This is a genomic window from Streptomyces sp. BBFR102 (assembly GCF_051397025.1).
Lineage (GTDB): Bacteria > Actinomycetota > Actinomycetes > Streptomycetales > Streptomycetaceae > Streptomyces.
Genome location: NZ_CP195757.1, coordinates 6,010,250 through 6,035,761 on the forward strand (window position 1 = coordinate 6,010,250; position 25,512 = coordinate 6,035,761).

7 protein-coding genes and 1 pseudogene (1 of these 8 running past the window's edge) are annotated in these 25,512 nt (G+C 73.4%); 5 read left to right on the forward strand and 3 right to left on the reverse strand.

Translation table 11 applies throughout. The features are described 5' to 3' along the window. Positions 1-18,876: the 3' portion of an SDR family NAD(P)-dependent oxidoreductase gene (locus ACSLIC_RS26175; RefSeq protein WP_436740166.1), read on the forward strand. Its footprint begins 13,014 nt before the window's first position; 18,876 of the gene's 31,890 nt are visible here — the last part of the coding sequence; its start codon lies off the left edge, out of view; the stop codon is at positions 18,874-18,876. Positions 18,877-19,577: 701 nt separating this feature from the next. Here ACSLIC_RS26175 and ACSLIC_RS26180 read toward each other — a convergent pair. The 3 genes and pseudogenes from ACSLIC_RS26180 to ACSLIC_RS26190 all read right to left on the reverse strand — a co-directional run. Continuing rightward, a pseudogene (locus ACSLIC_RS26180) lies at positions 19,578-19,838 on the reverse strand (ABC transporter permease); the annotation flags it as partial. A gap of 63 nt (positions 19,839-19,901) precedes the next feature. Further along, a complete protein-coding gene (locus tag ACSLIC_RS26185) occupies positions 19,902-20,060 on the reverse strand; it encodes a hypothetical protein (RefSeq protein WP_436740167.1) in 159 nt (52 codons plus the stop codon). Between the two features lie 73 nt (positions 20,061-20,133). After that, positions 20,134-20,520: an ATP-binding cassette domain-containing protein gene (locus ACSLIC_RS26190; RefSeq protein WP_436740168.1), complete on the reverse strand. Its 387-nt coding sequence runs from the start codon at positions 20,518-20,520 to the stop codon at positions 20,134-20,136. A 210-nt stretch (positions 20,521-20,730) separates the two neighbouring features. On the opposite strand from ACSLIC_RS26190, the gene ACSLIC_RS26195 reads away from it, so the two are divergent. Genes ACSLIC_RS26195 through ACSLIC_RS26210 form a run of 4 tightly spaced genes read left to right on the forward strand, consistent with a single transcriptional unit; the run spans position 20,731 to position 25,490 of the window. Continuing rightward, entirely contained in the window at positions 20,731-21,513 is a 783-nt protein-coding gene (locus tag ACSLIC_RS26195) for a TnsA-like heteromeric transposase endonuclease subunit (RefSeq protein ID WP_436740169.1), read from the forward strand. After that, on the forward strand, positions 21,479-23,566 hold the full coding sequence (locus ACSLIC_RS26200; RefSeq protein ID WP_436740170.1) for a Mu transposase C-terminal domain-containing protein: 2,088 nt from the start codon (positions 21,479-21,481) through the stop codon (positions 23,564-23,566). The genes ACSLIC_RS26195 and ACSLIC_RS26200 overlap by 35 nt, the downstream gene beginning before the upstream one ends. Further along, a complete protein-coding gene (locus ACSLIC_RS26205; RefSeq protein ID WP_436740171.1) occupies positions 23,557-24,594 on the forward strand; it encodes a TniB family NTP-binding protein in 1,038 nt (345 codons plus the stop codon). Before ACSLIC_RS26200 ends, ACSLIC_RS26205 begins: the two co-directional genes overlap by 10 nt. Then, positions 24,591-25,490 (forward strand): hypothetical protein, encoded by a 900-nt coding sequence (locus ACSLIC_RS26210; RefSeq protein WP_436740172.1) that lies wholly within the window; start codon positions 24,591-24,593, stop codon positions 25,488-25,490. The genes ACSLIC_RS26205 and ACSLIC_RS26210 overlap by 4 nt, the downstream gene beginning before the upstream one ends. Positions 25,491-25,512 lie beyond the last annotated feature (22 nt).

Below are 25,512 nucleotides of genomic sequence, written 5' to 3' on the forward strand. Positions count from 1 at the left end.
GAAGCCGTCCTCGTCCCGCTCCTGCGCAAGGACCGCCAGGAGACGGGCTCGGCGCTGAGCGCCCTCGGCCGGCTCCACACCGTCGGCGGGGACGTCGACTGGTCCGGCTTCCTCGTGGGCGCCCGCCCCGTCGACCTGCCGACCTACGCCTTCCAGAAGCAGCGCTACTGGCCCGAGGCCACGCTCCCGCTCGCCGGTGACGTGCGCTTCGCGGGTCTCGGCGCCGCCGGCCACCCGCTGCTCGGCGCGGCCGTCGAACTCGCCGGCGCCGAGGGCGCGGACGGGGTGGTCCTCACCGGACGCCTGTCGACGCGGTCGCATCCGTGGCTCGCGGACCACGTCGTTCAGGGTGCCGTGCTGGTGCCGGGCACGGCCCTGCTGGAGATGGCCGTCCGTGCCGCCGACGAGGCGGGCTGCGGTTCGGTCGAGGAGCTGACGCTCTCCGCCCCGCTGGTCCTGTCCGAACGCGGCGCCCTCCAGATCCAGATACGGGTCGCCGCTCCCGACGAGGGCGGCCGCCGTGCCCTCGGCGTACACGCGCGCACCGAGGACGACGACGGTGCTCCGTGGACCGTCCACGCCACCGGAACCCTCGCCCCCGAGACCCTCGCCCCCGTCCCCTTCGACGCCACCGTCTGGCCGCCGCGCGACGCGGCCCCGGTCGACGTGACCGACTGCTACGAGCGCCTGGCGGAGGCCGGCTTCGCCTACGGCCCCCTCTTCCGGGGGCTGCGGGCCGCCTGGCGGCACGGCGACGCCCTCTACGCCGACGTCGCACTGGACGAGGGTGCCGACGGCGGCGCCTTCGGCCTGCACCCCGCGCTCTTCGACGCCGCGCTGCACGCCTTCGCCCTTGGCGACGACGGCCGTGGGGGTGTCCCGTTCTCGTGGGGCGGCGTCTCCCTCCACGCCTCCGGCGCCACGGCCCTCCGCGTCCGTCTCACCCGGGACGCCGACGGCACCATGGCCCTCGCCCTCGCCGACCCCGCCGGTTCCCCGGTCGCCACCGTCCACTCCCTGACGGTGCGCCCGCTCGCCACGGGACAGCTCACCACCCCGGCGCGGGACTCCCTCTACCAGGTGGAGTGGGTTCCGGCCCGGCCGGTGGACGGCCGTGCCGACACCGGTGCGGTGGCCGTCCTCGGTCAGGGCCAGGCCCGGTGCGCCATGCCGACCGCCGACGACTTCGTCACGTACGCCACCCTGGAGGAGCTGGCGGCTGCGGAGGAGACGCCCTCCACGGTGCTGGTGGCCGCCTCCGACGACGCCGGCGGGACCGACCCGGCCCGGGCCGCGCACACCGCCGCCGCCCGTGCTCTCGCCCTGGTGCGGTCGTGGCTGGCCGAGGACCGGTTCGCCGGATCCCGCCTGGTCTTCGTCACGGCCTCCACCGACGACACCACCGGGCTCGCCGACGCCGCCGCCCGGGGACTGGTGCGCTCCGCGATCTCCGAACACCCTGGCCGCTTCGGGCTGCTGGAGCTTCCGGCCGACGCGGACACCGCGTCCGTCCGCTCTGCTCTCGCCTCCGGCGAGGCGGAGTCGGCGGTGCGGGACGGCGAGGTGCGGGTGCCGCGCCTGGCCCGCGTCACGCAGGAAGCAACCGAGAGCCCGCGCTGGGACACCCTCACCGGTCCGGTGCTGATCACCGGCGGTACCGGCGGCCTGGGCCGGGTACTGGCCCGCCACCTCGTCATGACGCACGGGGTGCGGGACCTGCTGCTGATCAGCCGGAGCGGTGCCACCGCCGAGGGCGCCGGGGAACTCGTCGCCGAACTGACGGAGGCCGGCGCACACGTGACCGTCGAGGCCTGCGACGCCGCCGACGCCGACGCCGTCGCCGGGCTCGTCGCCCGGAACGCCGTGCGCGCGGTGGTACACGCGGCGGGCGTCATCGACGACGCCACGCTCGCCTCGCTGACGGCGGAGCGCGTTGCGGCGGTGTTGCGTCCGAAGGTGGATGCGGCGTGGAATCTCCATGAGGCGACGCGTGACCTGGGCCTTGAGGCGTTCGTGGTGTTCTCGTCGGTGGCGGGGACGTTCGGGAGTGCGGGGCAGGGTGCGTACGCGGCGGGGAATGTGTTCCTGGACGCGTTGGTGGAGTACCGGCGGGCTCTGGGTCTTCCCGGTGTGTCGCTGGTGTGGGGTCCGTGGGCGCGGGACGCGGGGATGACGCGGGGGCTGTCGGAGACCGACCGGCGTCGTATGGCCCGGTCCGGTCTGCCGCCGGTCGAGGCCGAGCAGGGGACCGCGCTCTTCGACGCGGCCCTGGCCTCGGGCGAGCCCGTCGTCCTCCCCGTCCGCCTCGACCTCCCGGCGCTGCGCGCCCAGGGTGAGGTGCCGCCGCTGCTCAGCGGGCTGATCCGCACCCCGGTCCGCCGCACCGCCGCCGCAGCCGGCTCGGCCGCCGCCACCGGCCTGGCCGCGCGCCTCGCCGGCCTCGCGGACGCCGAGCGCCGAGAGGTGCTGCTCGACCTGGTCCGTGGCCAGATCGCCGTCGTGCTCGGCCATTCCGGTGCCCAGACCGTCAACCCGCACCGCGCCTTCCAGGACCTCGGTTTCGATTCCCTGACGGCTGTGGAACTGCGCAACCGGCTCGGCAAGGTCACCGGACTGCGCCTGCCCGCGACGGTCGTCTTCGACTACCCGACCGCCGACCTCCTCGCCGGTCACCTCCTCGACAGCGTCCTCGGCACCGAGCCGTCCGTGGCGGCCCCCGTCGCGGCACTGCCGTCCGTGGCCGACGACCCGGTCGTCATCGTCGGCATGGCCTGCCGCTACCCGGGCGGCGTCACGTCCCCCGAGGACCTGTGGCGCATCGTCTCCGACGGCGTCGACGCGGTCGGAGATTTCCCGTCCGACCGTGGCTGGGACGTGGAATCCCTCTACAGCGAGGATCGGGGCGTGCCCGGCACCACGTACACCCGGTCCGGCGGCTTCCTCCACGACGCGCCCGAGTTCGATCCCGAGTTCTTCGGGATGAGCCCGCGTGAGGCCGTCTCCACGGACGCGCAGCAGCGTCTGCTGTTGGAGACGACGTGGGAGGCGATCGAGCGGTCGGGCATCGACCCGGTCTCCCTGCGCGGCAGCCAGACGGGCGTCTTCGCCGGTGTCATGTACAACGACTACGGCAGCATCCTCACCGACGACCAGTACGAGGGCTATCGCGGCAACGGCAGCGCGGGCAGCATCGCCTCGGGCCGTGTCTCCTACACCTTCGGCTTCGAGGGACCCGCGGTCACGGTCGACACCGCCTGCTCCTCGTCGCTCGTCGCCATGCACTGGGCGGCGCAGGCGCTGCGCTCCGGTGAGTGCTCGCTGGCCGTGGCCGGCGGCGTCACCGTCATGGCCACCCCCACCGCGTTCGTGGAGTTCTCCCGCCAGGGCGCCCTCTCCCCGGACAGCCGCTGCAAGGCGTTCTCCGACGCCGCCGACGGCGCGGGCTGGTCCGAGGGTGTGGGGATGGTGGTGCTGGAGCGTCTGTCGGATGCCCGGCGTCATGGTCATCGTGTGCTGGCGGTGGTGCGTGGTTCGGCGGTGAACCAGGATGGTGCGTCGAACGGTCTGACGGCGCCGAACGGTCCCTCTCAGCAGCGGGTGATTCGTCAGGCTCTGGCGAGTGGTGGTCTGTCGGGCGGTGATGTGGATGTGGTGGAGGCCCACGGTACGGGGACGACGCTGGGTGACCCGATCGAGGCGCAGGCACTCCTGGCCACGTACGGCCAGGAGCGTGAGGAGGGCAAGCCGCTCTGGCTCGGTTCGGTGAAGTCGAACCTGGGGCACACGCAGGCTGCGGCGGGTGTCGCGGGTGTCATCAAGATGGTGATGGCGATGCGTCACGGCCGGCTGCCGCGCACGCTGCACGTGGATGCTCCGTCGTCGCACGTCGACTGGTCGGCCGGTGCTGTGGAGCTGCTGACCGGTGAGCGTGTGTGGCCGGGGGAGGAGCGGGTGCGCCGGGCCGGTGTGTCCTCGTTCGGGATCAGCGGCACCAACGCCCACGTCATCCTCGAACAGCCTGAGGAGGCGCCGGCGCCCGTGCCCACGGTGGCGCCCGCCGTCGACGTGCCGTGGGTGCTCTCCGCACGGTCGGCCCCAGCGCTGCGCGCCCAGGCCGAGCGGCTGCGCGCGCATGTGGCCGCCGAACCGGCGAGCGCGCTGGACGTGGCCTTCTCGCTCGTCTCCGGCCGCGCCACCTTCGACCACCGGGCGGTGGTCCTGGGCACCGACCGTGAAGCGGCCCTGGATGCCCTGGCCTCGGGTCTGCCCGACGCGGGCGTCGTGGAAGGCGTGGTCACCGGAGGCCGTACCGCGTTCCTGTTCTCGGGGCAGGGGTCGCAGCGGCTGGGAATGGGGCGTGGTCTGTACGAGCGTTTCCCGGTGTTCGTGGAGGCGTTCGACGCGGTGTGTGCCGGACTCGACGCGCACCTGGACCGCCCGCTGCGCGAGGTGGTCTGGGGCGACGACCCGTCGGTTCTGGACGGGACGGCGTACGCGCAGGCGGGTCTCTTCGCGGTCGAGGTGGCGCTGTTCCGTCTTGTCGAGTCGTGGGGGGTGCGGCCGGAGTTCGTTGCCGGTCACTCCATCGGTGAGGTCGCCGCGGCGCACGTGTCCGGGGTGCTCACCCTCGCCGACGCCGCCGCGCTCGTCGCCGCCCGGGGCCGCCTGATGCAGGCGCTGCCCGAGGGCGGCGCCATGGTCGCCCTGGAGGCGTCGGAGGCGGAGGTGCTGCCGCGACTGGAATCCGTCGAGGGGGTGTCCATCGCCGCCGTCAACGGTTCTTCGTCCGTGGTCGTCTCGGGCGCCGAGGGCGCGGTCGAGGCGGTGGCGGAGGTGTTCCGTGAGCTGGGGCGGCGGGTCAGCCGTCTGCGGGTGTCGCACGCTTTCCACTCGCCGCTGATGGAGCCGATGCTCGGTGACTTCCGAGAGGTCCTGGCCGGTCTGTCGTACGCGGAGCCGTCGCTGCCCGTCGTCTCGAACGTCACGGGGCGGATTGCGGAGTCCGGTGAACTGACCACGCCGGACTACTGGGTGCGGCACGTCCGGGAGGCCGTCCGGTTCGACGACGGTGTCCGGGCTCTCGCGGAAGAGGGCGTCACACGGTTCGTGGAGCTGGGTCCCGACGGGGTGCTCAGCGGCATGGCGCGCGAGAGCGCCGGTGAGGAAGCCGTCCTCGTCCCGCTCCTGCGCAAGGACCGCGAGGAGACGTCGACCGCGCTCGCCGCGCTGGCCCGTCTCCACACGGTGGGCGCCGAGGTGACGTGGAGCGGCTTCTTCGCCGGTACCGCGGCCCGCACCGTCGACCTGCCGACCTACGCCTTCCAGAAGCGGCGCTTCTGGCCGGAGGCCACCGTCCGCGCCGCCGCCGACCCCAGGTCGGCGGGGATCGACGCGGCCGATCACCCGTTGCTGGGCGCGGTGGTGTCGCTGCCCGACTCGGGTGGCCTGGTGCTGACGGGCCGGCTGTCGGTGGAGGCGCAGCCGTGGCTCGCCGACCACGTGGTCCTCGGCCGGGCCCTGCTGCCCGGTACGGGCCTGGTGGAACTGGCCCTCGCGGCCGGGGACGCGGCCGGGTCCGCCGCTCTCGAGGAGCTGACCCTCGCCGCGCCGCTGGTGCTGCCCGAGGACACCGGCCTCCAGCTCCGCGTCGTCGCGGGGCCGAAGACCGACGGACGCCGCACCGTGGCCGTCCACTCGCGTCCCGAAGGCGCGGAGGACGCGCCGTGGACAGCCCATGCGCACGGCTTCCTCACCGACGCCCCGGCAGGCGCTGGCGAGGCCCTGACCGAGTGGCCCCCGCCCGGCGCCGAGCCGGTACCGGTCGAGCACGCCTACGAGGAGTTCCGCGAGCGTGGCTACGGCTACGGGCCGGTCTTCCAGGGCCTGCGCGCCGCCTGGCGGCGCGGCGACGCGATGTTCGCGGAAGTGGCGCTCCCCGAGGAAGCGGCAGGCGAGGCGGGCCGGTTCGGCCTGCACCCGGCCGTACTCGACGCCGCCATGCACGCCGGCATCCTGAACGAGGAGGAGGGCCAGGCGGTCGTCCCGTTCGCCTGGAACGACGTGACCCTCCACGCCGTCGGCGCCTCCGCCGTCCGCGTACGCGTGAGCCGCGTCGACGCCCACACCGTCTCCCTGGCCCTCGCCGACTCCACCGGCGCGCCCGTCCTGACCGTGGGCTCCCTCGCGAGCCGCCCGGTCTCCGCCGAACAGCTGGGCAGCGCCTCCGCCGGCGCGGGCGCCCTCTACGGCATCGAGTGGACGCCGGTCACCGTGGACACCTCCACGGCCCCCGCCTACGTCTCCTGGGCCGAAGCCCTGGAGGCGGCATCCACGGCGCCGGGCGCGGTCGTCCTGGAGGTGCGCGAGCCCTCCGGTCCGGACGTCCCGGCGGCCGTCCGGACCGTCCTGGACCAGGTCCTCTCCGCGATCCAGCAGTGGCTTCAGGACGCGCGCTTCACCTCCTCGCGTCTGGTCGTCGTCACCCGTGGCGTCGCCCCGGCAGGTTCATCCGCCGACGTCGTCCAGGCCCCCGTGTGGGGTCTGGTGCGGGCGGCCCTCGCGGAGAATCCGGGCCGGTTCGCTCTGGCCGATGTCGCCGTGGACGCGGACGATGCTGCGGTGGAGCGTGCGGTCGCGGCTGTCCTCTCGGGCGAGGCCGAGGTCGCCGTCCGCGACGATGTGGTGCTGATGCCGAGGCTCGGTCGGCTCGGCGAGCCCGAAGTGCCGTTGTCCGTACCGTCGTTGGATGGTGAGGGTGCGGTGTTGGTGACGGGTGGTACGGGTGGTCTGGGTGCGGTGATGGCCCGGTATCTGGTGGCTGAGCGTGGCGTGCGTGATCTGGTGCTGGTGTCGCGGCGGGGCGGGGACGCTCCGGGTGCGGCGGAGCTGGCCGGGGAGCTGCGTGAGGCCGGTGCCGCGGTGGAGGTCGTCGCGTGCGACCTGTCCGACCGCGAATCGGTCGTCGGCCTGGTCGAGTCCCTCGTCGCCGGGCGTGGGCTGCGCGCCGTCGTGCACGCGGCCGGGGTCGGGGGCGGCGGCCTGGTGGGCACGCTGTCGTCCGACCGGTTCGATGCGGTGCTGGGTGCGAAGGCGGATGCGGCGTGGTGGTTGCACGAGGCGACGGCGGGTGTGGAGCTGGCCGGGTTCGTGCTGGTGTCGTCGGCGGGTGGTCTGGTGCTGACGGCGGGACAGGGAAACTACGCTGCGGCCAATGTGTTCTTGGACGCGTTGGCGGCGCGGCGTCGGGCCGAGGGTCTGGTGGCCACGTCGATGGCGTTCGGGTTCTGGGACGTGGGTGCGGGGCTGGGGGAGTATCTGTCGGAGGTGGACCGGCGTCGGATGGCGTCGCAGGGTCTGCCGTTGCTGTCGCACGAGGCGGGGCTGGAGCTGTTCGCGGCCGGCCTGGACCGGGGCGAGGCGACGGTGGTGCCGCTGCGCGTCGACACCGCCGCGCTGCGCACCCGCACCGACGAGATCCCCGCCCTGCTCAAGTCCCTGGCTCCCGTGCGGCGCTCCGCGGCCGTGGTCACACCGGCCACCGTCGAGGGCTCCCCGGCCCACCGGCTGGCCTCGCTTCCGGAGGCGGAGCGGCACCGCACCCTGCTCCACCTCGTACGGTCGCAGGTGGCGGCGGTGCTGGGGCACGGTTCGGCGGAGGCGATCGGTGCGGACCGGGCCTTCCAGGAGCTGGGCTTCGACTCGCTGGCCGCGACCGAGCTGCGCAACCAGCTCAACACGCTGACCGGACTGAGGCTGCCCGCCACCCTCGTCTTCGACCACCCCAACGCCCTCGCCGTCACCGATCACCTCTCGGCGCGCATCGCCGGGGAGACCGCGCGGGCGGAGACCCCCGTCCGTACGGGCACGGCGCCACCGGCCGACCACGAGCCCATCGCGATCGTCGGGATGGCCTGCCGCTACCCCGGCGGCGTCACCACCCCCGAGGAGCTGTGGCGCCTGGTCACCGACGGCGTGGACACCGTCTCCGACCTCCCAGGTGACCGGGGCTGGGACATCGGGGGCCTCTACGACCCCGAGCCCGGCAAGGAGGGCAAGAGCTACACCAGGCGTGGCAGCTTTCTGCACGACGCCGCCCAGTTCGACCCCGGCTTCTTCGGCATCTCGCCCCGCGAGGCCCTGTACATGGACCCGCAGCAGCGCCTGCTCCTGGAGACCTCCTGGGAGGCGCTGGAACGCGCCGGGATCGACCCGGCGACGCTGCGGGGCAGCCGCACCGGCGTCTTCGCCGGCGTCATGTACCACGACTACGCGCTGAACGTCTCGCCCTCCGGTACCGCCGGCGGCAGCGTGGTCTCCGGCCGCCTGTCGTACACCTTCGGCTGGGAGGGCCCGGCCGTCACCGTGGACACGGCCTGCTCCTCGTCCCTGGTCGCCCTGCACCTCGCGGTGCAGGCCCTGCGCTCGGGCGAGTGCTCGCTGGCCGTGGCCGGCGGCGCCACCGTGATGTCGACGCCCGGCATGTTCGTCGAGTTCAGCCGCCAGCGTGGCCTGTCGGTGGACGGCCGCTGCAAGGCGTTCGCGGGCGCGGCGGACGGCGTGGGCTGGTCCGAGGGCGTCGGCGTCCTCCTGGTGGAGCGACTCTCCGACGCCGTGCGCAACGGCCACCGCGTGCTGGCCGTCGTCAAGGGCACGGCCGTCAACCAGGACGGCGCCTCCAACGGCTTCACCGCCCCCAACGGCCCTTCCCAGCAGCGAGTGATCCGCCAGGCCTTGCGCGGCGCAGGGGTCCCCGCCTCCGAGGTCGACGTGGTCGAGGCGCACGGCACCGGCACCACCCTGGGCGACCCCATCGAGGCCCAGGCGCTCCTCGCCACCTACGGCCAGGACCGCCCGGAGGAGCGGCCGCTGCTGCTCGGCTCGGTCAAGTCGAACATCGGGCACGCCCAGGCCGCGGCGGGAGTCGCCGGCGTCATCAAGATGGTCATGGCGATGGAGCACGGCACCGTGCCGCGCACCCTCCACGTCGACCAGCCGTCCCCGCACGTCGACTGGACCGAGGGCAGCGCCGAACTCGTCACCGAGGACCGGCCGTGGCCGGTCACCGGCCGCCCCCGCCGGGCGAGCGTCTCGGCGTTCGGCCTCAGCGGCACCAACGCGCACGTCGTCCTGGAGCAGGGCCCCGACGCAGCAGCCGACGCGCCGCGCTCCGCCGAGGAGGGCCGCGCCCCCGCCGTCCTCCCGTGGACGGTCTCGGCGGCCACCCCGGACGCCCTGCGCGCCCAGGCCGCCCGCCTCCTGGCCCACCTGGCGGACCGGCCCGGAACCCGTCCTCTGGACGTCGCCCACGCGCTGGCCACCTCCCGCACCTCGCTGGAGGCCCGCGCGGTGGTCCTCGGCACCGGCCGGGACGACCTCCTGACCGGTCTGCGCGCCCTCGCGGCCGGTGAGAACGCCCCCGGGGTCGTCACCGGAACCGCCCGCTCCGTCGGCACCACGGCCTTCCTCTTCTCCGGGCAGGGCGCGCAGCGCCTGGAGATGGGGCGCGGCCTCCACGAGGCGTTCCCCGTCTTCGCGGAGGCGTTCGACGCGGTCTGCGCCGGGCTCGACGAGCACCTGGACGGGCCCGTGCGCGAGGTGGCCTGGGGCGAGAACGCGCCGGACCTCGACGGCACGGCGTACGCCCAGTCCGCCCTGTTCGCCTACGAAGTCGCCCTCTTCCGGCTTCTCGCCTCATGGGGCGTCACGCCGGACCTCGTGGCCGGTCATTCGATCGGTGAGGTGGCGGCCGCGCATGTGGCGGGTGTGTTCTCGCTGGCGGACGCGTGTGCTCTGGTGGCCGCTCGTGGGCGGTTGATGCAGGCGTTGCCGGAGGGTGGCGCGATGGTGGCTGTGGAGGCGTCCGAGGCGGAGGTGCTGTTGCACCTGGACTCTGTCGAGGGTGTGTCGGTCGCTGCCGTCAACGGTCCGTCGTCGGTGGTCGTCTCGGGCGTCGGGGAAACCGTGGAGACGGTGGCGGAGGCGTTCCGTGGTCAGGGGCGCCGGGTCAGCCGTCTGCGGGTGTCGCACGCTTTCCACTCGCCGCTGATGGAGCCGATGCTCGGTGACTTCCGAGAGGTCCTGGCCGGTCTGTCGTACGCGGAGCCGTCGCTGCCCGTCGTCTCGAACGTCTCGGGCCGGATCGCCGAGCGGGGTGAACTGACCACACCTGACTACTGGGTGCGGCACGTCCGCGAGGCCGTCCGCTTCGGCGACGGCGTCCGGGCGCTGCGCGCCGCGGGCGTGGACCGCTGTGTCGAGATCGGCCCCGACGCCGTACTCACCGGGATGGCCCGCACCTGCCTCGACGGCGACGAGGACACCGCAGTCCTGCTGGTGCCGTCGGCCCGCAAGGGACGGGAGGAGCCCGACGTCCTGCTCACCGCGCTCGCGCAGCTGCACACCGCGGGCACGGCCGTCGACTGGGCCGGCTTCTTCGCCGGCTCCGGCGCCGGACCCGCCGACCTGCCCACCTACGCCTTCCAGCGCCAGCGGTACTGGCTGACCGCCACCGACGGAGCCCCGGCCGGGGCGGGAGCCGGACTCGACGCGGCCGACCATCCGTTGCTGGGCGCGGTGGTGTCGCTGCCGGACTCCGGAGGCGCGGTGCTGACGGGCCTGCTGTCGGTGGAGGCACAGCCGTGGCTCGCCGACCATGTGGTCCTCGGCCGGGTCATGCTGCCCGGCGCCGTCCTCGTGGAACTGGCCCTCGCGGCCGGAGAATCCGTCGACTGCGCCGTACTCGACGAACTGACCCTGGCGACCCCTCTGGTACTGCCCGAGCACGGCGGCGCCCAGGTCCGCGTGGTCGTCGGACCGCGCACCGCCGAACGCCGCACGGTCGCCGTCTACTCACGCCCCGAGGGCACCGGGCAGGAATGGGCCACCCACGCCACCGGCTTCCTCACCGACACGGCCGTCGCGGCCGGGGCCGAGGCCGCACTGACGCAGTGGCCGCCGACCGGGGCCGACAGCGTGCCCGTCGACAGCGCCTACCAGATCTTCCGCGAGCGTGGCTACGGCTACGGGCCGGTCTTCCAGGGGCTGCGCGCCGCCTGGCGCCGGGGCGGGGAACTCTTCGCCGAGGTGGTGCTCCCGGAGGAGGCGGCCTCGGAGGCGGGCCGCTTCGGCCTCCACCCGGCGCTGCTCGACGCCGTCATGCATGTCGCGATCCTCAACGACAGCAACAGCAACAGCAACAGCGACAACAGCAACGACAACGCCGAGGGCGGGAGCGGCGGGACCGTCATCCCGTTCGCGTGGAACCGCGTCGCCCTGCACGCGGTCGGTGCCGCCGCCGTCCGCGTCCGGATCGCCACCGCCGCCGACGGCGGTATGGACATCCGCGTCGCCGACCTCACCGGGGCCCCGGTCCTGACGGTCGGCTCCATGGTGAGCCGCACCGTCTCCGCCGGCCAGCTCGGTGCGGCGCCCCGTGACGCGGGCGCGCTCTACACCCCCGAGTGGGTCCCCGTGACCCGGCTCGACGGCACCGACACGGCCTGGGCCACCTGGCCCCGGGTCGCGGAGGCCGGTGCCGAGGTGCCCGCCGTGGTCGTGCTGGACGCTTCCGTCCCGGCCCACACCGACGTGCCCGGTTCGGTGCGCGCCGCGCTGGACGGTGTGCTGACCGTGGCACAGCGCTGGCTGACCCAGGAGCGGTTCGCCGCCTCCCGCCTCGTCGTGGTGACCCGGGGCGCCATGCCCGTGGAACCCGGCGGCAACCCCGCCCCAGGCGACGTCGTCCAGGCCCCCGTGTGGGGCCTGGTGCGGGCAGCACTTGCGGAGAACCCGGGCCGGTTCGCTCTGGCCGATGTCGCCGTGGACGCGGACGATGCTGCGGTGGAGCGTGCGGTCGCGGCTGTCCTCTCGGGCGAGGCCGAGGTCGCCGTCCGCGACGGTATGGTCCTCGTACCGCGGCTGGCGCGGCTGACCGACGACGTACCCGCTGCCGAAGTGCCGTTGCCCGTGCCGTCGTTGGATGGTGAGGGTGCGGTGCTGGTGACGGGTGGTACGGGTGGTCTGGGTGCGGTGATGGCCCGGTATCTGGTGGCTGAGCGTGGCGTGCGTGATCTGGTGCTGGTGTCGCGGCGGGGCGAGGATGCCCCGGGTGCGGCGGAGCTGGCCGGGGAGCTGCGTGAGGCCGGTGCCGCGGTGGAGGTCGTCGCGTGCGATCTGTCCGACCGCGACGCCGTCATGGACCTCGTCGGCTCTCTCGTCTCCGGGCGCGGGCTGCTGGCCGTGGTCCACGCGGCCGGAGTCGGTGACAACGGGCTCCTGGGCTCCCTCACTCTCGACCGGTTCGATGCGGTGCTGGGTGCGAAGGCGGATGCGGCGTGGTGGTTGCACGAGGCGACGGAGGGTGTGGAGCTGGCCGGGTTCGTGCTGGTGTCGTCGGCGGGTGGTCTGGTGCTGACGGCCGGTCAGGGTAATTACGCTGCCGCGAACGTGTTCCTGGATGCGTTGGCGGCGCGGCGTCGGGCCGAGGGTCTGGTGGCCACGTCGATGGCGTTCGGGTTCTGGGACGTGGGTGCGGGTCTGGGGGAGTACCTGTCGGAGGTGGACCGGCGTCGGATGGCGTCGCAGGGTCTGCCGTTGCTGTCGCACGAGGCGGGGCTGGAGCTGTTCGCGGCCGGCCTGGACCGGGGCGAGGCGACGGTCGTGCCGCTGCGCGTCGACACCGCCGCGCTGCGCACCCGCACCGACGAGATCCCCGCCCTCCTGCGCGCGTTGGCTCCCGCCCGCCGCGCCACCGCGGCCTCGGGTTCGGCTCCTGCGCCGGGCCCGGACGACTCCCCGTCCCGCAGGCTCGCCGAACTGCCCGCGCCCGAACGGCACCGCGCCCTGCTCCATCTCGTACGGTCGCAGGTGGCGGCGGTGCTGGGGCACGGTTCGGCGGAGGCGATCGGTGCGGACCGGGCCTTCCAGGAGCTGGGCTTCGACTCGCTGGCCGCGACCGAGCTGCGCAACCAGCTCAACACGCTGACCGGACTGAGGCTGCCCGCCACCCTCGTCTTCGACCACCCCAACGCCCTCGCCGTCACCGAGGTCGTCGAGGAGCAACTCGCCGCCGCCCACCCCGCCTCCGGCGCGGACGATGCCACCGGCGACGACGACGGGGTGCGCCGCGCCCTCTCCGCCATCCCGGCCCGCCGCCTGCGCGACGCGGGGCTGGCGGAGACGCTGCTCGAACTCGCCGCGGACACCGACGGGATGTCCGGCACCGACCGGGACGCCCTGCTCGTCGCCTTCGACGGCGACGACGAGGACGGCGTGCCCGGACCGTACGACGAGAGCGACGGCGCGGCCGAGGCCGCCGGGACCGGCACGGCCACCGGACCGGACGCCGACGCGCTCCGTGCCGCCCGTGCCGAGACCGCCCGGCTGCGCCGCGACAACCGCAGGCTCACCTCGGCCCAGCACGAACCCATCGCCATCGTCGGGATGGCCTGCCGCTACCCGGGCGGCGTCAGCTCGCCCGAGGACCTCTGGCGCCTGGTCACCTCCGGCGACGACGCGATCGTCCCGTTCCCCCAGGACCGCGGCTGGGACCTGTCGATCCTCCGCGACCCCGACGGCGACCACCCGGACGGCCTGTACGCCCGGGAAGGCGGCTTCCTCGACGGGGCGGCCGACTTCGACCCCGCCTTCTTCGGCATCTCGCCGCGCGAGGCGCTCGGCATGGACCCGCAGCAGCGCCTGGCGCTGGAGATGTCCTGGGAGGCCCTGGAGCGGGCCGGGATCGACCCGGCCTCGCTCAAGGGCAGCCGGACCGGCGTCTTCACCGGCGTGATGTACCACGACTACCCGGGCAGCGACGGCAACGGCAGCGTGGTCACCGGCCGCGTCGCCTACAAGCTCGGACTGGAGGGCCCCGCCGTCTCCGTCGACACCGCCTGCTCCTCCTCGCTGGTCGCCCTGCACCTCGCCGTGCAGGCGCTCCGGCAGGGCGAGTGCTCCCTGGCGGTCACCGGTGGTGTCACCGTGCTGTCGACGCCGGCCGTGTTCGCCGAGTTCGGCCGCCAGGGCGGTCTCGCCCCCGACGGCCGCTGCAAGTCCTTCGCGTCGGCGGCCGACGGCACCGGCTTCTCCGAGGGCGCGGGCTTCCTCGTCGTCGAGCGGCTCTCCGACGCGGTGCGCAACGGCCACGAGGTACTCGCCGTCGTCCGCGGCTCCGCCGTCAACCAGGACGGCGCGAGCAACGGCCTCACCGCGCCCAACGGCCCGTCCCAGCGCCGCGTCATCCGGCAGGCCCTGGCCAACGCCCGGCTCGCCGCCGACCAGGTCGACGCCGTCGAGGCGCACGGCACCGGGACCACCCTGGGCGACCCCATCGAGGCCCAGGCGCTCCTCGCCACCTACGGCCAGGACCGCCCCGAGGACCGGCCACTGCTGCTCGGCTCGGTCAAGTCGAACATCGGGCACACGCAGGCCGCCGCGGGAGTCGCCGGCGTCATCAAGATGGTGCTGGCGCTGCGCAACGGGCTGCTGCCCGCCACGCTGAACGTCGACGCCCCCAGCGACCAGGTCGACTGGACCACCGGGGCGGTGGAGCTGCTGACCGAGGCCCGGCAGTGGACCGGCTCCGGGCGCCCGCGCCGCGCCGGGATCTCCTCCTTCGGGATCAGCGGCACCAACGCCCACGTCATCGTCGAGCAGGCGCCCGCGGTCCCGCCGGCCGGCGAGCCCGCGACCGGCGCGGACGGCGGTGGCGCCGCCCCCGTCGTCCCGTGGCTGCTGTCGGCCCGCGACCGGGACGCCCTGCGTGCCCAGGCCGAGCGGCTCCTCCACCACCTGACGGGGGACCACCCGGCCGCCGGCGGAACCGAGGCGCCGCGCCCGCTGGATGTCGCCTACTCCCTGGCCACCACCCGTACCTCGTTCGAGCACCGGGTCGCCGTCACGGGCGCCGGCCGGGACGGGCTGCTGGCCGCGCTCGGCTCCGTGGCCCGGGGCGAGGAACCGGCCACGACGACCGGTGAGGGACTGCTCGCCCTCCTCTTCCCGGGGCAGGGCTCCCAGCGGCTCGGCATGGGCCGCGACCTCTACGAGAGTTTCCCGGTGTTCGCGGAGGCGTTCGACGCGGTCTGCGCCGGACTCGACGAGCACCTGGACCGCCCGCTGCGCGAGGTGGTCTGGGGCGACGACGAGGACGCCCTGAACGCCACCGCCTACGCGCAGGCGGCGCTCTTCGCCCTGGGAGTGGGCCTCCACCGGCTCGTCGTCTCGTGGGGCGTCACCCCCGACCTGGTGGCGGGCCACTCGATCGGCGAGATCGCCGCCGCGCACGTCGCCGGGGTTTTCTCGCTGGCCGACGCCTGCGCCCTGGTCGCCGCGCGAGGCCGCCTGATGCAGGCACTGCCGGAGGGCGGCGCGATGGCCGCCGTCCAGGCCACCGAGGAGGAGGTGCTGGCGTACCTCACCGACGGGGTCTCGGTAGCCGCCGTCAACGGACCCACGTCCGTCGTGGTGTCGGGCACCGCCGAAGGCGTGGAGAAGGTGACCGAGGCCCTGCGGGAGCGCGGTCGCCGGACGACCGCGCTGCGCGTCTCGCACGCCTTCCACTCGCCGCTGATGGAGCCGATGCTCGCCGAGTTCCGGGCCGTGGTCGCCGGCCTCTCCCCGCAGGCACCCGCGACGCCCGTCGTCTCCAACCTCACCGGGACCACGGCCCGCGCGGAGGAACTGTGCTCCGCCGAGTACTGGGTGCGACACGTCCGGGAGGCCGTCCGCTTCGCCGACGGCGTCCGGGCCCTCCACGAGGCCGGTGCCACCCGCTACCTGGAACTGGGCCCCGACGGCGTCGCCTGCGCCATGGCCCGCGAGTCCCTGCCCGAGTCCGCCGTGACGGTCGCCGCCCAGCGCCGCACCGTGCCCGGCGAGCAGGCACTGGTCGAGACGGTCGCCCGGCTGCACGGCCACGGCGTCCGCGTCGACTGGCCCGCGTTCTTCGCCGGCCGTGGCGCCCGCCGGGTGGAGCTGCCCACGTACGCCTTCCAGCGGCGCCGGTTCTGGCCCGCCGGGATGATGCCCCTGGGTGCCGGGGCGGAGGCCGCCGGGCTCGCGCCCGCCGGGCACCCCCTGCTCGGCGGCGCGGTCGAACTGGCCGGCACGGACGGCCACCTGTTCACCGGACGTCTTTCCCAGGGCACCCACGGCTGGATCTCCGACCACCGTGTCATGGGCGCCGTCCTGGTGCCCGGCACCGCCCTGCTGGAACTCGCGGTCCACGCGGGCGGCGTGCTCGGCTGCGACCGGGTGGAGGAACTGACCCTGGCGGCCCCGCTGGTCCTGCCCGAGCAGGGCACGGTCCAGGTGCAGGTCGGCGTCGGCGCTCCCGACGAGGAGGGCCGGCGCGGGATCACCATCCACTCCCGGCCCGCCGACGACTCCGGCGCCCCGTGGACCTCGCACGCCGAGGGCACCCTGGCCGCCGGACCGGCGCAGGCCCCCGCCACCGACTTCGACGCCACCGTGTGGCCGCCGGAGAAGGCCGAGCCGCTCGACACCACCGGGCTGTACGAGCGTTTCGAGGACGCCGGGTTCGCCTACGGGCCCGTCTTCCAGGGGCTGCGTGCAGCCTGGAGCCGCGACGGCGAGGTCTTCGCCGAGGCGTCGCTGCCCGACGGCACCGACGGCGACGCCTTCACCCTGCACCCGGCGCTCTTCGACGCCGGCCTCCACGCCACCGCCCTGGCCGGTGACGGCGGGGAGGCCGGAGGCACCGGTGGAGTCCCCTTCTCCTGGAACGCGGTCTCCGTGCACGCCGTCGGCGCCTCGGCCGTACGCCTGCGGCTCTCCCGCACCGACGACGGCACCCTCGCGATCGCCGTCACCGACACCACCGGCACCCCGGTCGCCTCGGTCGGGTCCCTGGTGACGCGTCCCCTCTCCGCCGGGCAGTTCGGTGGCGCGGGCGGCGCGGGCCGCGACTCCCTGTTCCGGCTGGACTGGGTGGCGGCCGGGGACCTCGCCACGCGGGACGCCGAGACGCCCGGCCCGGTCGCCGTGCTCGGCCCGGACACCGCGCTCCTCGGCGACGGCGACCTCCTCGCGGAAGCCGGGACGGAGGGCGCGGCCGGCCTGGCGGACCTCGTCATCGGCACCGGCCCCGAGGACGACGTGCCGCCCGTGGTACTGCTGCCGGTCGCCACCGCCCCGGAGGCCGGGTCCGGCACCGGGTACGTGGCCGCCGCCCACGCCGCCACCGCCCGGGTCCTGGAGACCCTCCGCGGCTGGTCGGCCGAGGAGCGGTTCGCCGCCTCCCGCCTGGTCGTCGTCACCCGGGGCGCCTCCGACGGCGCCGACCCGGCCGCCGCGGCGGTCTGGGGGCTGGTCCGCGCCGCGCAGGCGGAGAACCCCGGCCGGTTCACCCTCCTCGACCTGGAGCCCTCGGCCACCTCCCCGCTCGGGATGTCCGCCCTGCGGGCGGCGCTGGCCTCGGGCGAACCGCAGCTCGCCCTGCGCGAGGGCCGCCCGTTGGCACCCCGCCTGGTGCGCGCGGCGACGCCCGCCGACGGCGACGCGGCCGGCTGGGACCCGGAGGGCACCGTGCTGATCACCGGCGGCACCGGCGGCCTCGGCGCCACCGTCGCCCGCCACCTGGTCGCCGAGCACGGGGTCCGGAGCCTGCTCCTGGTCAGCCGTCGTGGTCAGGCCGCCGAGGGGGCCGGCGAACTGGCCGCCGCGCTGGAGGAGTCCGGCGCCCACGTCACCGTCGCCGCCTGCGACGTCGGTGACCGTACGGCCGTCGACGCGCTGCTGGCGGACATCCCCGCCGACCGCCCGCTGCGGGCGGTGATCCACGCGGCCGGCGTCCTGGACGACGGGGTCCTCGACTCCCTCACCCCGGAACGCCTCGCCGCCGTGCTGCGGCCCAAGGCGGACGCCGCCTGGCACCTCCACGAGGCGACCGCGGGGCTCCCGCTCGACGCCTTCGTGCTCTTCTCCTCCGTCGCCGGCACGCTCGGCAGCGCGGGACAGGCCAACTACGCGGCGGGCAACGCCTTCCTCGACGCCCTGGCACGCCACCGCCGGGACCGTGGACTGCCCGCGGTGTCGATGGCCTGGGGCCCGTGGACCCGGGGGAGCGGCATGACCGGCGAGCTGACCGAGGCGGACACCGCCCGGATGGCGCGGGCGGGCATGCCCCCGATCGACCCCGAGCAGGGCCTGGCCCTGTTCGACGCGGTCACCGGTGCCGCCGAGCAGGAGCCTGCCGTCCTACCGGTCCGGCTCGACCTGGGGGCCCTGCGTTCCCTGGGCGAGGTGCCGCCGCTGTTCCGGTCGCTGATCCGGACCCAGGCCCGCCGTGCCGCCTCCGACGGGGGAGCGGCGGCCGCCGCCGACCTCACCCGGCGCCTCACCGGCCTCACCCGGGCCGAGGGCGAGGAGGTCCTGCTGGACCTGGTACGCGGCCAGATCGCGACCGTACTGGGCCACGCGGGCCAGGCCGACGTCGAACCCACCCGTGCCTTCCAGGACCTGGGCTTCGACTCGCTGACCTCGGTCGAACTGCGGAACCGGCTCGGCGCGCTCACCGGCGTGCGGCTCCCGGCCACGCTGCTCTTCGACCACCCGACGCCCGGCGAACTCGTGGCCCACCTGCACACGCGGGTGGCCCCGGCACCGGCCGGCGGGTCGGCGGTGGTCCTGGCGGAACTGGACAAGCTGGAGAGGGCCCTGGCGGGCGCCGAGGTCGGAGCCGAGCTCTTCGACCAGGTGGCGGGCCGGCTGGAGGTGCTCCGCAGCAAGTGGCAGGAGCTGCGGGCCGAGGCACTCAACGGTGCCGAGAAGGCGGAGGAGGAGTCCTTCGACTTCGACTCCGCCTCCGACGAGGACATGTTCGACATGCTCGACAACGAACTCGGACTCTCCTGACCGCACAGTTCGAGAACGAACGGCCCTGGGACCGGCACCGCGGTGCCGGTCCCAGGGCCGTTCTCCTGCCCGCCGTCCGGAACCGATGGGGCCCGATTCTGCCTGTTCTCGGCCCGACGCGGACTGCTTCTCTGCGGGGATGCGGAGCCTGCCCCGCTGGTCAGGGGGTTCCGGGCGTGGCCGTGTGCGTTCCGTGCGCCCCTCGGCACGTGAGCCGTGCCCGTTGCGGGCAGGGAGTGACCGAGCGGCTCCAGCCTCGCGGTGGGGATCACCACCGCCCGGTTCCGGGGTCGCCGCAGTGGGTTCCGGACGCCGTTGAGCCGGGTGCCGAGGCCCTCTCAGGGACTCCGGACGAGCGCTCCTGACAGAAACGGGACAGATATCGGAGTCTCTCGATCCGTTTCCGTGCGGAACCATGCCCGTTTTTGCCCGCCGTTCGGGACCGGTGCACCGGGGCACACCTCGGTACGCTCCGGCGTTCCGCAGCCGCGGACCGCGCCGACCACCGTGCGCTGCCCGTTCGGGTGCCCGCGCTGTGGTCCGGACGGGCGCCGTCGGGGAGCCAGGTACGGTCCGGAGCCGCCTGTGTCCTCCTGCCAGGCGCTGTCTCAGCCTCCTTCGGGCAAGGAAGAGGGCCCGTGGACGCGAGAGGCGTCCACGGGCCCCGTCCCCGCACACACGGGGGGAGTTCGTGCAGGGAGTCAGAGAGGCCGGCGGAAGCCGCGTTCGGCGGCTGCCATGCCGGCCAGCGCGATCACGGCGCAGATCATCACCACCGCCGGGATCGCGTGGTCCAGGCCGGGCACGTCCAGCGCCAGTGCCCGGGTCGCGTCGATCGCGTACGTCAGGGGGTTGACGCTCGCGACCGCGCCCAGCCAGGCGGGCAGGTCCGCGACTGGGACGTAGGCGCTGGAGGCGAACATCAGCGGGAAGATCACGATCAGGGCGAGGTTCTGCAGCGGCTCCGCCCGCCGGGATGTCGGGGCGTGGGAGGCGGGGCCCGCGGCGGACGGGGTTCCGCGCCGTCATGCCCGGGCCCGGACGGCGGCCTGCTCGGCGAGGGTCAGATACACGTCGTCGAGCGTCGGTTCGCCGAAATTCAGCTCGCTCGCCTCGACGCCGGCCTGGTCCAGGCTCCTGATGATGTCGGCGATCTCCCGTGTGGCGTCGATCGGGACGACCACGGTGCCGGCCTCGCCGTCAGGCGCCGCCGCAGCCCGCCCGAGTAGCCGCTCGCACGCCGGTCCGCGACCTCCGTCAGCCGGAACAGCTCCAGCAGCTCCCTCGCGCGCACGCGGGCCGCCCGGCGCCCAGCAGACGGGCGATCAGCACGAGGTTGTCGTACCCGCTGAGCTGCGCGTCCACCGAGGCGAACTGTCCGGTGAGCCCGATGCGCCGGCGGATTTCGACCGGCTTGTCGGCCACGTCGTACCCGGCGACCCTCGCCCGCCCCGACGTGGGCGGCAGCGCTGTGGTGAGGATGTCGACCAGGGTGGTCTTCCCGGCGCCGTTGTGACCGAGGAGTCCCAGCACGGTGCCCCTCGGGACGGCGAGGCTGACCGATTCCAGCGCGTGGACCTTGCCGTATGCCTTGCTGACGCGCTCCGCCTCGATCATCAGATCGCCGGAACCGGCGGCGCTCACGCCCGGGGCGGGCAGGGCGGCGGGGGCAGGTGGAGCCCGTTCGTGTCCTGTCTCTGTGATGTCCGGGCAGTCTCGGTCGTCTCCGGGCAACTGAGCTGACGTCTCAGTCATCTCCGAGCGATTGGTGGGGTGTCTCGGTCTTCTCCGGGTGCGTCATCGCCGCCTTCCGTACGGTCTTCGCGACTGGTCGGCGTCGTACCGGAGGCCCGGATGGATACGAGCGTGTTGTCGGTGGAAGACGTCGAGTTGGAGTACGTCAGCGCCGCCGGGGTCCGTGAGCGGGGCTCGCTGGGTCGGCTGTGGCCGGTGCCGTTCGAATCGGTACGGCCCGAGCGCCGGTTCCCGACGTTCCGGGGGCAGACCAACCGGTGCGGCTGGTACTGGTCGGCGACCTGCGGCGGGCATGTGGGCTACGAGTCGTGGCTGGAGCGGGACCATCTGATGCTGCTCGACTTCGATCCGTTGGTGACGGGCATGGCCTCGCAGCCGTTCCGGCTGTCGTGGACGGGACCGGAGGGAAAACGGATCCGGCACACGCCGGACTTCTTCGTACGCCGCGCGGACGGCACTGCTCTGGTGGTCGATGTCCGCCCCGATGAACGGATCAAGCCTCCCGATGCGGTGAAGTTCGCCGCGACGGCGATGGCGTGTTCGTTGGTGGGCTGGGATTTCACCCGGGTGGGGGTGCCGGATGCGGTGCTGATGGCGAACGTCCGGTGGCTGGCGGGGTATCGGCATCCGCGAGTGCACCGCGCCGGGGTCGCTGCCCGGCTGATGGCAGTTTTTGCCGAGGGAGGCGGGCTGCTGCACGGGGCTCGCCACGTGGGCGATCCGGTCGCGGTGCTTCCGGTGCTGTTCCACCTCCTCTGGCGGCAGGCCCTGATTGCGGACCTGGGGGCCGGACTGTTGGCTGCGGGCACGGCAGTCCGGCTCGGCATGGTGCGGGAAGGGGGCCAGGATGCCTTTGCGTCCGCGGCTGTTGCGAGCGGGTGACCTGGTCCGCTTCGACGGCCGCCTGCAGACAGTGGCCGCGCTGGAGGGGACTGCGGTCCGGCTGGTCGACGAAGCCCAGTCGGCGAGCGTCGTGATGCTTGCCCATCTGCTGGCCGGTGAGGACTTCGAGGTGGTCACGCCGGTTTCGGTGCGCACAGTGGTGCCGGCGGCCGGGGTGTTGGAAGGACTTCCCGCCAAGGCGGTTGAGCGGGCCGGGTGGTGGCAGCGGCACCTGGTGGAGATGCTGACCGGACACCCGGCGGATGACCCGCACGGACCGGTGAAATGCGAGTACGACCCGGCCGTCCGCTCCCTGCGACAGCGAGAGTTGACGAAGGTCGCTGAACTGGAGGCGGCGGGGACGGCAGTGTCGTTGACCGTGCTGCAGGACATGCGGGCCCGGTTCGAACGGGAGGGTGTGCTCGGTCTGGTCGATCCGCGACTGCGTGCGGCCCCGGACGGCACGGGCCGCACCGACCGGCGGGTGGTGGCCGCTCTGCGAAAGGTCGTGGAGGAGCAAACCGCCAGGTCCACGGTCTCCGCACAGGTGCTGCGGCGCCGGATGGAACGCCTTCTGGAGGACGAGCACGGGGCCGGGGCGGTGCCGTTGCCGTCGCGGGCGACGTTCTACCGGTTGCTCAAGGCGGTCTCCTCCGGCCGGCACACGCTGGGTTCGGCCCGCACTCGCCGTTCGCTGGCCAAGCAGCCCGAGGGCATGTTCGGCCAGCTGACCGCTGTCCGGCCGGGTGAGCTGATGGAGATCGATTCGACTCCGCTGGATGTGCTGGTCGTGCACGACGACGGCACGGTGGACACCGTGGAGCTGACCGGCATCGTCGATATCGCGACCCGCACGTTGGCCGCGGCGGTGCTGCGGCCTTCGACGAAGGCGGTGGATGCCGCGCTGCTGCTGGCGAGGGCGATGACGCCGGAGCCGATGCGTCCGGGCTGGCCGGACGCGCTGCGGATGTCTCGCTCGGTGCTGCCGCATGTCTCGCTCACGGCGCTGGACGAGCGGCTGGCCCAAGCGGCGGCGATCCCGGTGATCACGCCGGAGACGATCGTCTGTGACCGGGGCAAGGCTTACCTCTCCGACACGTTCCGCTCGGCCTGCCAGTCGCTGGGCATTTCCTTCCAGCCCGCGCACCCCGATACTCCGACGGACAAGCCGCACATCGAGACGACGCTGGGCTCGGTTGCCACGATGTTCGTCTCACACCTGCCCGGTCATAAGGGCCGCAGCACCGAGCATCGCGGCACCGATCCGGCAGCGCAGGCGGTCTGGTCGATGCATCAGCTCCAGGAACTGCTCCAGGAGTGGATCGTGATCTGGCAGAACCGTCCGCACGACGGCCTGCGCGACCCGCTGATGCCGGGCAAGGCGCTGAGTCCGAACGAGAAGTACGCGGCGCTCGTCGCGGCGGCCGGGCACGTCCCGGTTGCGCTCAGCCCGGACGAGTACATCGAGTTGCTGCCCCGCTGCCGTCGGACGATCAACTCTTATGGGATCCGGCTGGGTCACCGCACCTACGACAGCGCGGAGTTGACGCCGTTCCGCCGCCAGCCGTCCGGCGCCGGCCCGGACGGGAAGGGGTGGGAGGTCCACTACGACCCATACGACATCTCTCGCATCTGGGTACGCAATCACCGTGAGGGCGGCTGGATCACCGCGATCTGGCGGCATCTGCGCACCGCTCCGATGCCGATGGGTGAACTGGCTTGGGACCACGCCCGTCGAGTCCTTGCCGAGCGGGGTTCCGATCCGGTCACCGAGGAGGAGATCGCGCAGGCCGCGGTCGCGCTCCTGGACCGAGCCGCCGACGGCCCCCGGGACACGGCGGGCAGGCCCTCTGGCCGCAGCCGCAAGGACCGCAAGGTTGCCGCCCGGACCCGGACCACCAGCGCTCCCTCCTGGCCCCGGCCGGCTCCTGCAGCGCCTGCTGAGCCACCACCTCCCGACGCGGAGGAACCGGAGGAAGGCGAGGGCGCCCTCGCCGACGTCGTCCCGCTCGGAATCTTCGACGCCCGCAAGGAGGCCGAGAAATGGTGGTGAACACGCCGGACCCGGACACTGGTGGCGTCGGCGGGCTGCTGGAGACGCGGCGTGATCCCACCACGCAGCTCACTGGCTGGCGGCAGTTCGTCGAGGCAGACCAGACCAGCTTCGATCTGCTGCCCGAAGACCGGTGGCGTTCGCTGGGCCCTGCCGATCAGGAGTCCTACGACGATGCCCGCATCCTCTACCACTCCGAACTTCAAGTCGTACGCACCTCGGCCGTCCGGGAGATCGCCCATCAGGGGCGCCTGCTGACTCTGCTCAACCAGCGTGAAACCGGAGCCCGGCGCGGCCTGATCGTTTCCGGTCAGCAGACCACGGGCAAGACCACCGCGCTCAAGCAGCTCGGCCGTCTCCACGAACTGCGCTTCCGTCAACGCCATCCCGACAGCGACGGAATCCCGGTCGTCTATCTGACTGCCCCGCCCAAGGGGTCGCCCAGGAAACTCGCCATTGAGTTTGCCCGCTTCCTCGGCCTGCCCTCGGTCTCGGCCCGTCACAACACGATCGATATCACCAATGTCGTCTGCCAGGTGATGATCGAGGCTCGCACGGACCTCGTGCTCGTCGACGAGATCCACCTCCTGAACCACAAAACCACCGCCGGCGAGGACCTGTCCGATCACCTGAAGTACTTCACCGAGCACCTGCCCGCGACCTTCGTCTATGCGGGCATCGACGTCGAGCAGTCCGGCGTTTTCACCGGCATCCGCGGCCGCCAGATGGGCGGACGCTGCACCCTGGTTCGCACCGGCGCCTTCCCCCGCAACGCGGAATGGCGATCACTGATCGCCACCCTGGAGGACACCTTGCGCCTCCACCGCCACCAGTCGCAGACCCTGGTGAATCTCTCCGACTACCTGCACCAGCGCACCGGCGGCATGATCGGAAGCCTCTCTCACCTGATCCGCGCCGCGGCCATCACCGCGATCCTCGACCAGAGCGAACGCATCACCCAGAGCTTGCTGAAGAAGACCCGGATCGATCACAACAGCGAGAACGCCTCCCGCCAGAGGACCGGATGAGCGAACCGACTGATTACTGGCTGACCAGGCGTCTTCCTCGTCCCGTCACTCCCTTCCCGCAAGAGACGGAGAAGTCCTACCTCCGCCGCCTGGGCGAGGCGAACGGAGTCGTTCCCGGACGAGCACTCGCGCAGAGCAGCTGGCTGGAGTCCCGGCAGGACTACATCGACCGGCTCAGCCTGGCCAGCGGCCAGTCCCGGAAAAGCCTGGTGCAGGCGATCCCCTATCTCGGTCAACAGCCGAAGATGTTCCACCCCTCCCGCCCGGACTTTTTTCCGGGCGTCCCCTGCCGTCTCTGCGTCGCCCGTCGCGCCGGAACCTACAACCGCGTTCATCAGGTCACCGCCTGGCGCTCGCGCTTCCACCACCAGGTCTGCCTCCGCCACAGGCTCTGGATCGGGGAACCGGCGGGGCATTACCAGATCCAGGCCGACCTCACCGCTCTCCCTGACGTCCTGCAGGCTCAACGACGTCACCACCGCCTTCTCCACAAGTACGGGCCCGTTGTCCTCACTACCTGCTACGAGCGCGGAGCCAAGCTCTGGCATGACCTCGCCGGTCGCAGCTTCCGTCACGAGGACACAGCGCGACGCGTCCAAGGCCTTCCCCCGCTCCGGCACGGCAGCAATCGTGACCACCGCCGTCTCATCGCCCACTACCCGGAGACCGTCACCATCACCGCTCTCTACGCCTCACCTCACTGGCGCTCACTCGCCCTTGCTCAGGGGCACGGCTTCGGGGAGTTCATCGACGAGTTCAACAACCGACTCCAGGTTGAGCTGGTCCCCCGGTTCGACGGGGGCATGTGGTTCGTCCATGCCCTGCGGGACGCCGCCGACGGGATCGAAAGGTCCCTCGCCGCATATGCCCAACGGAGAGCTACCCAGCGCGACTGAGGCGCCCCCAGGACCGGTTGAC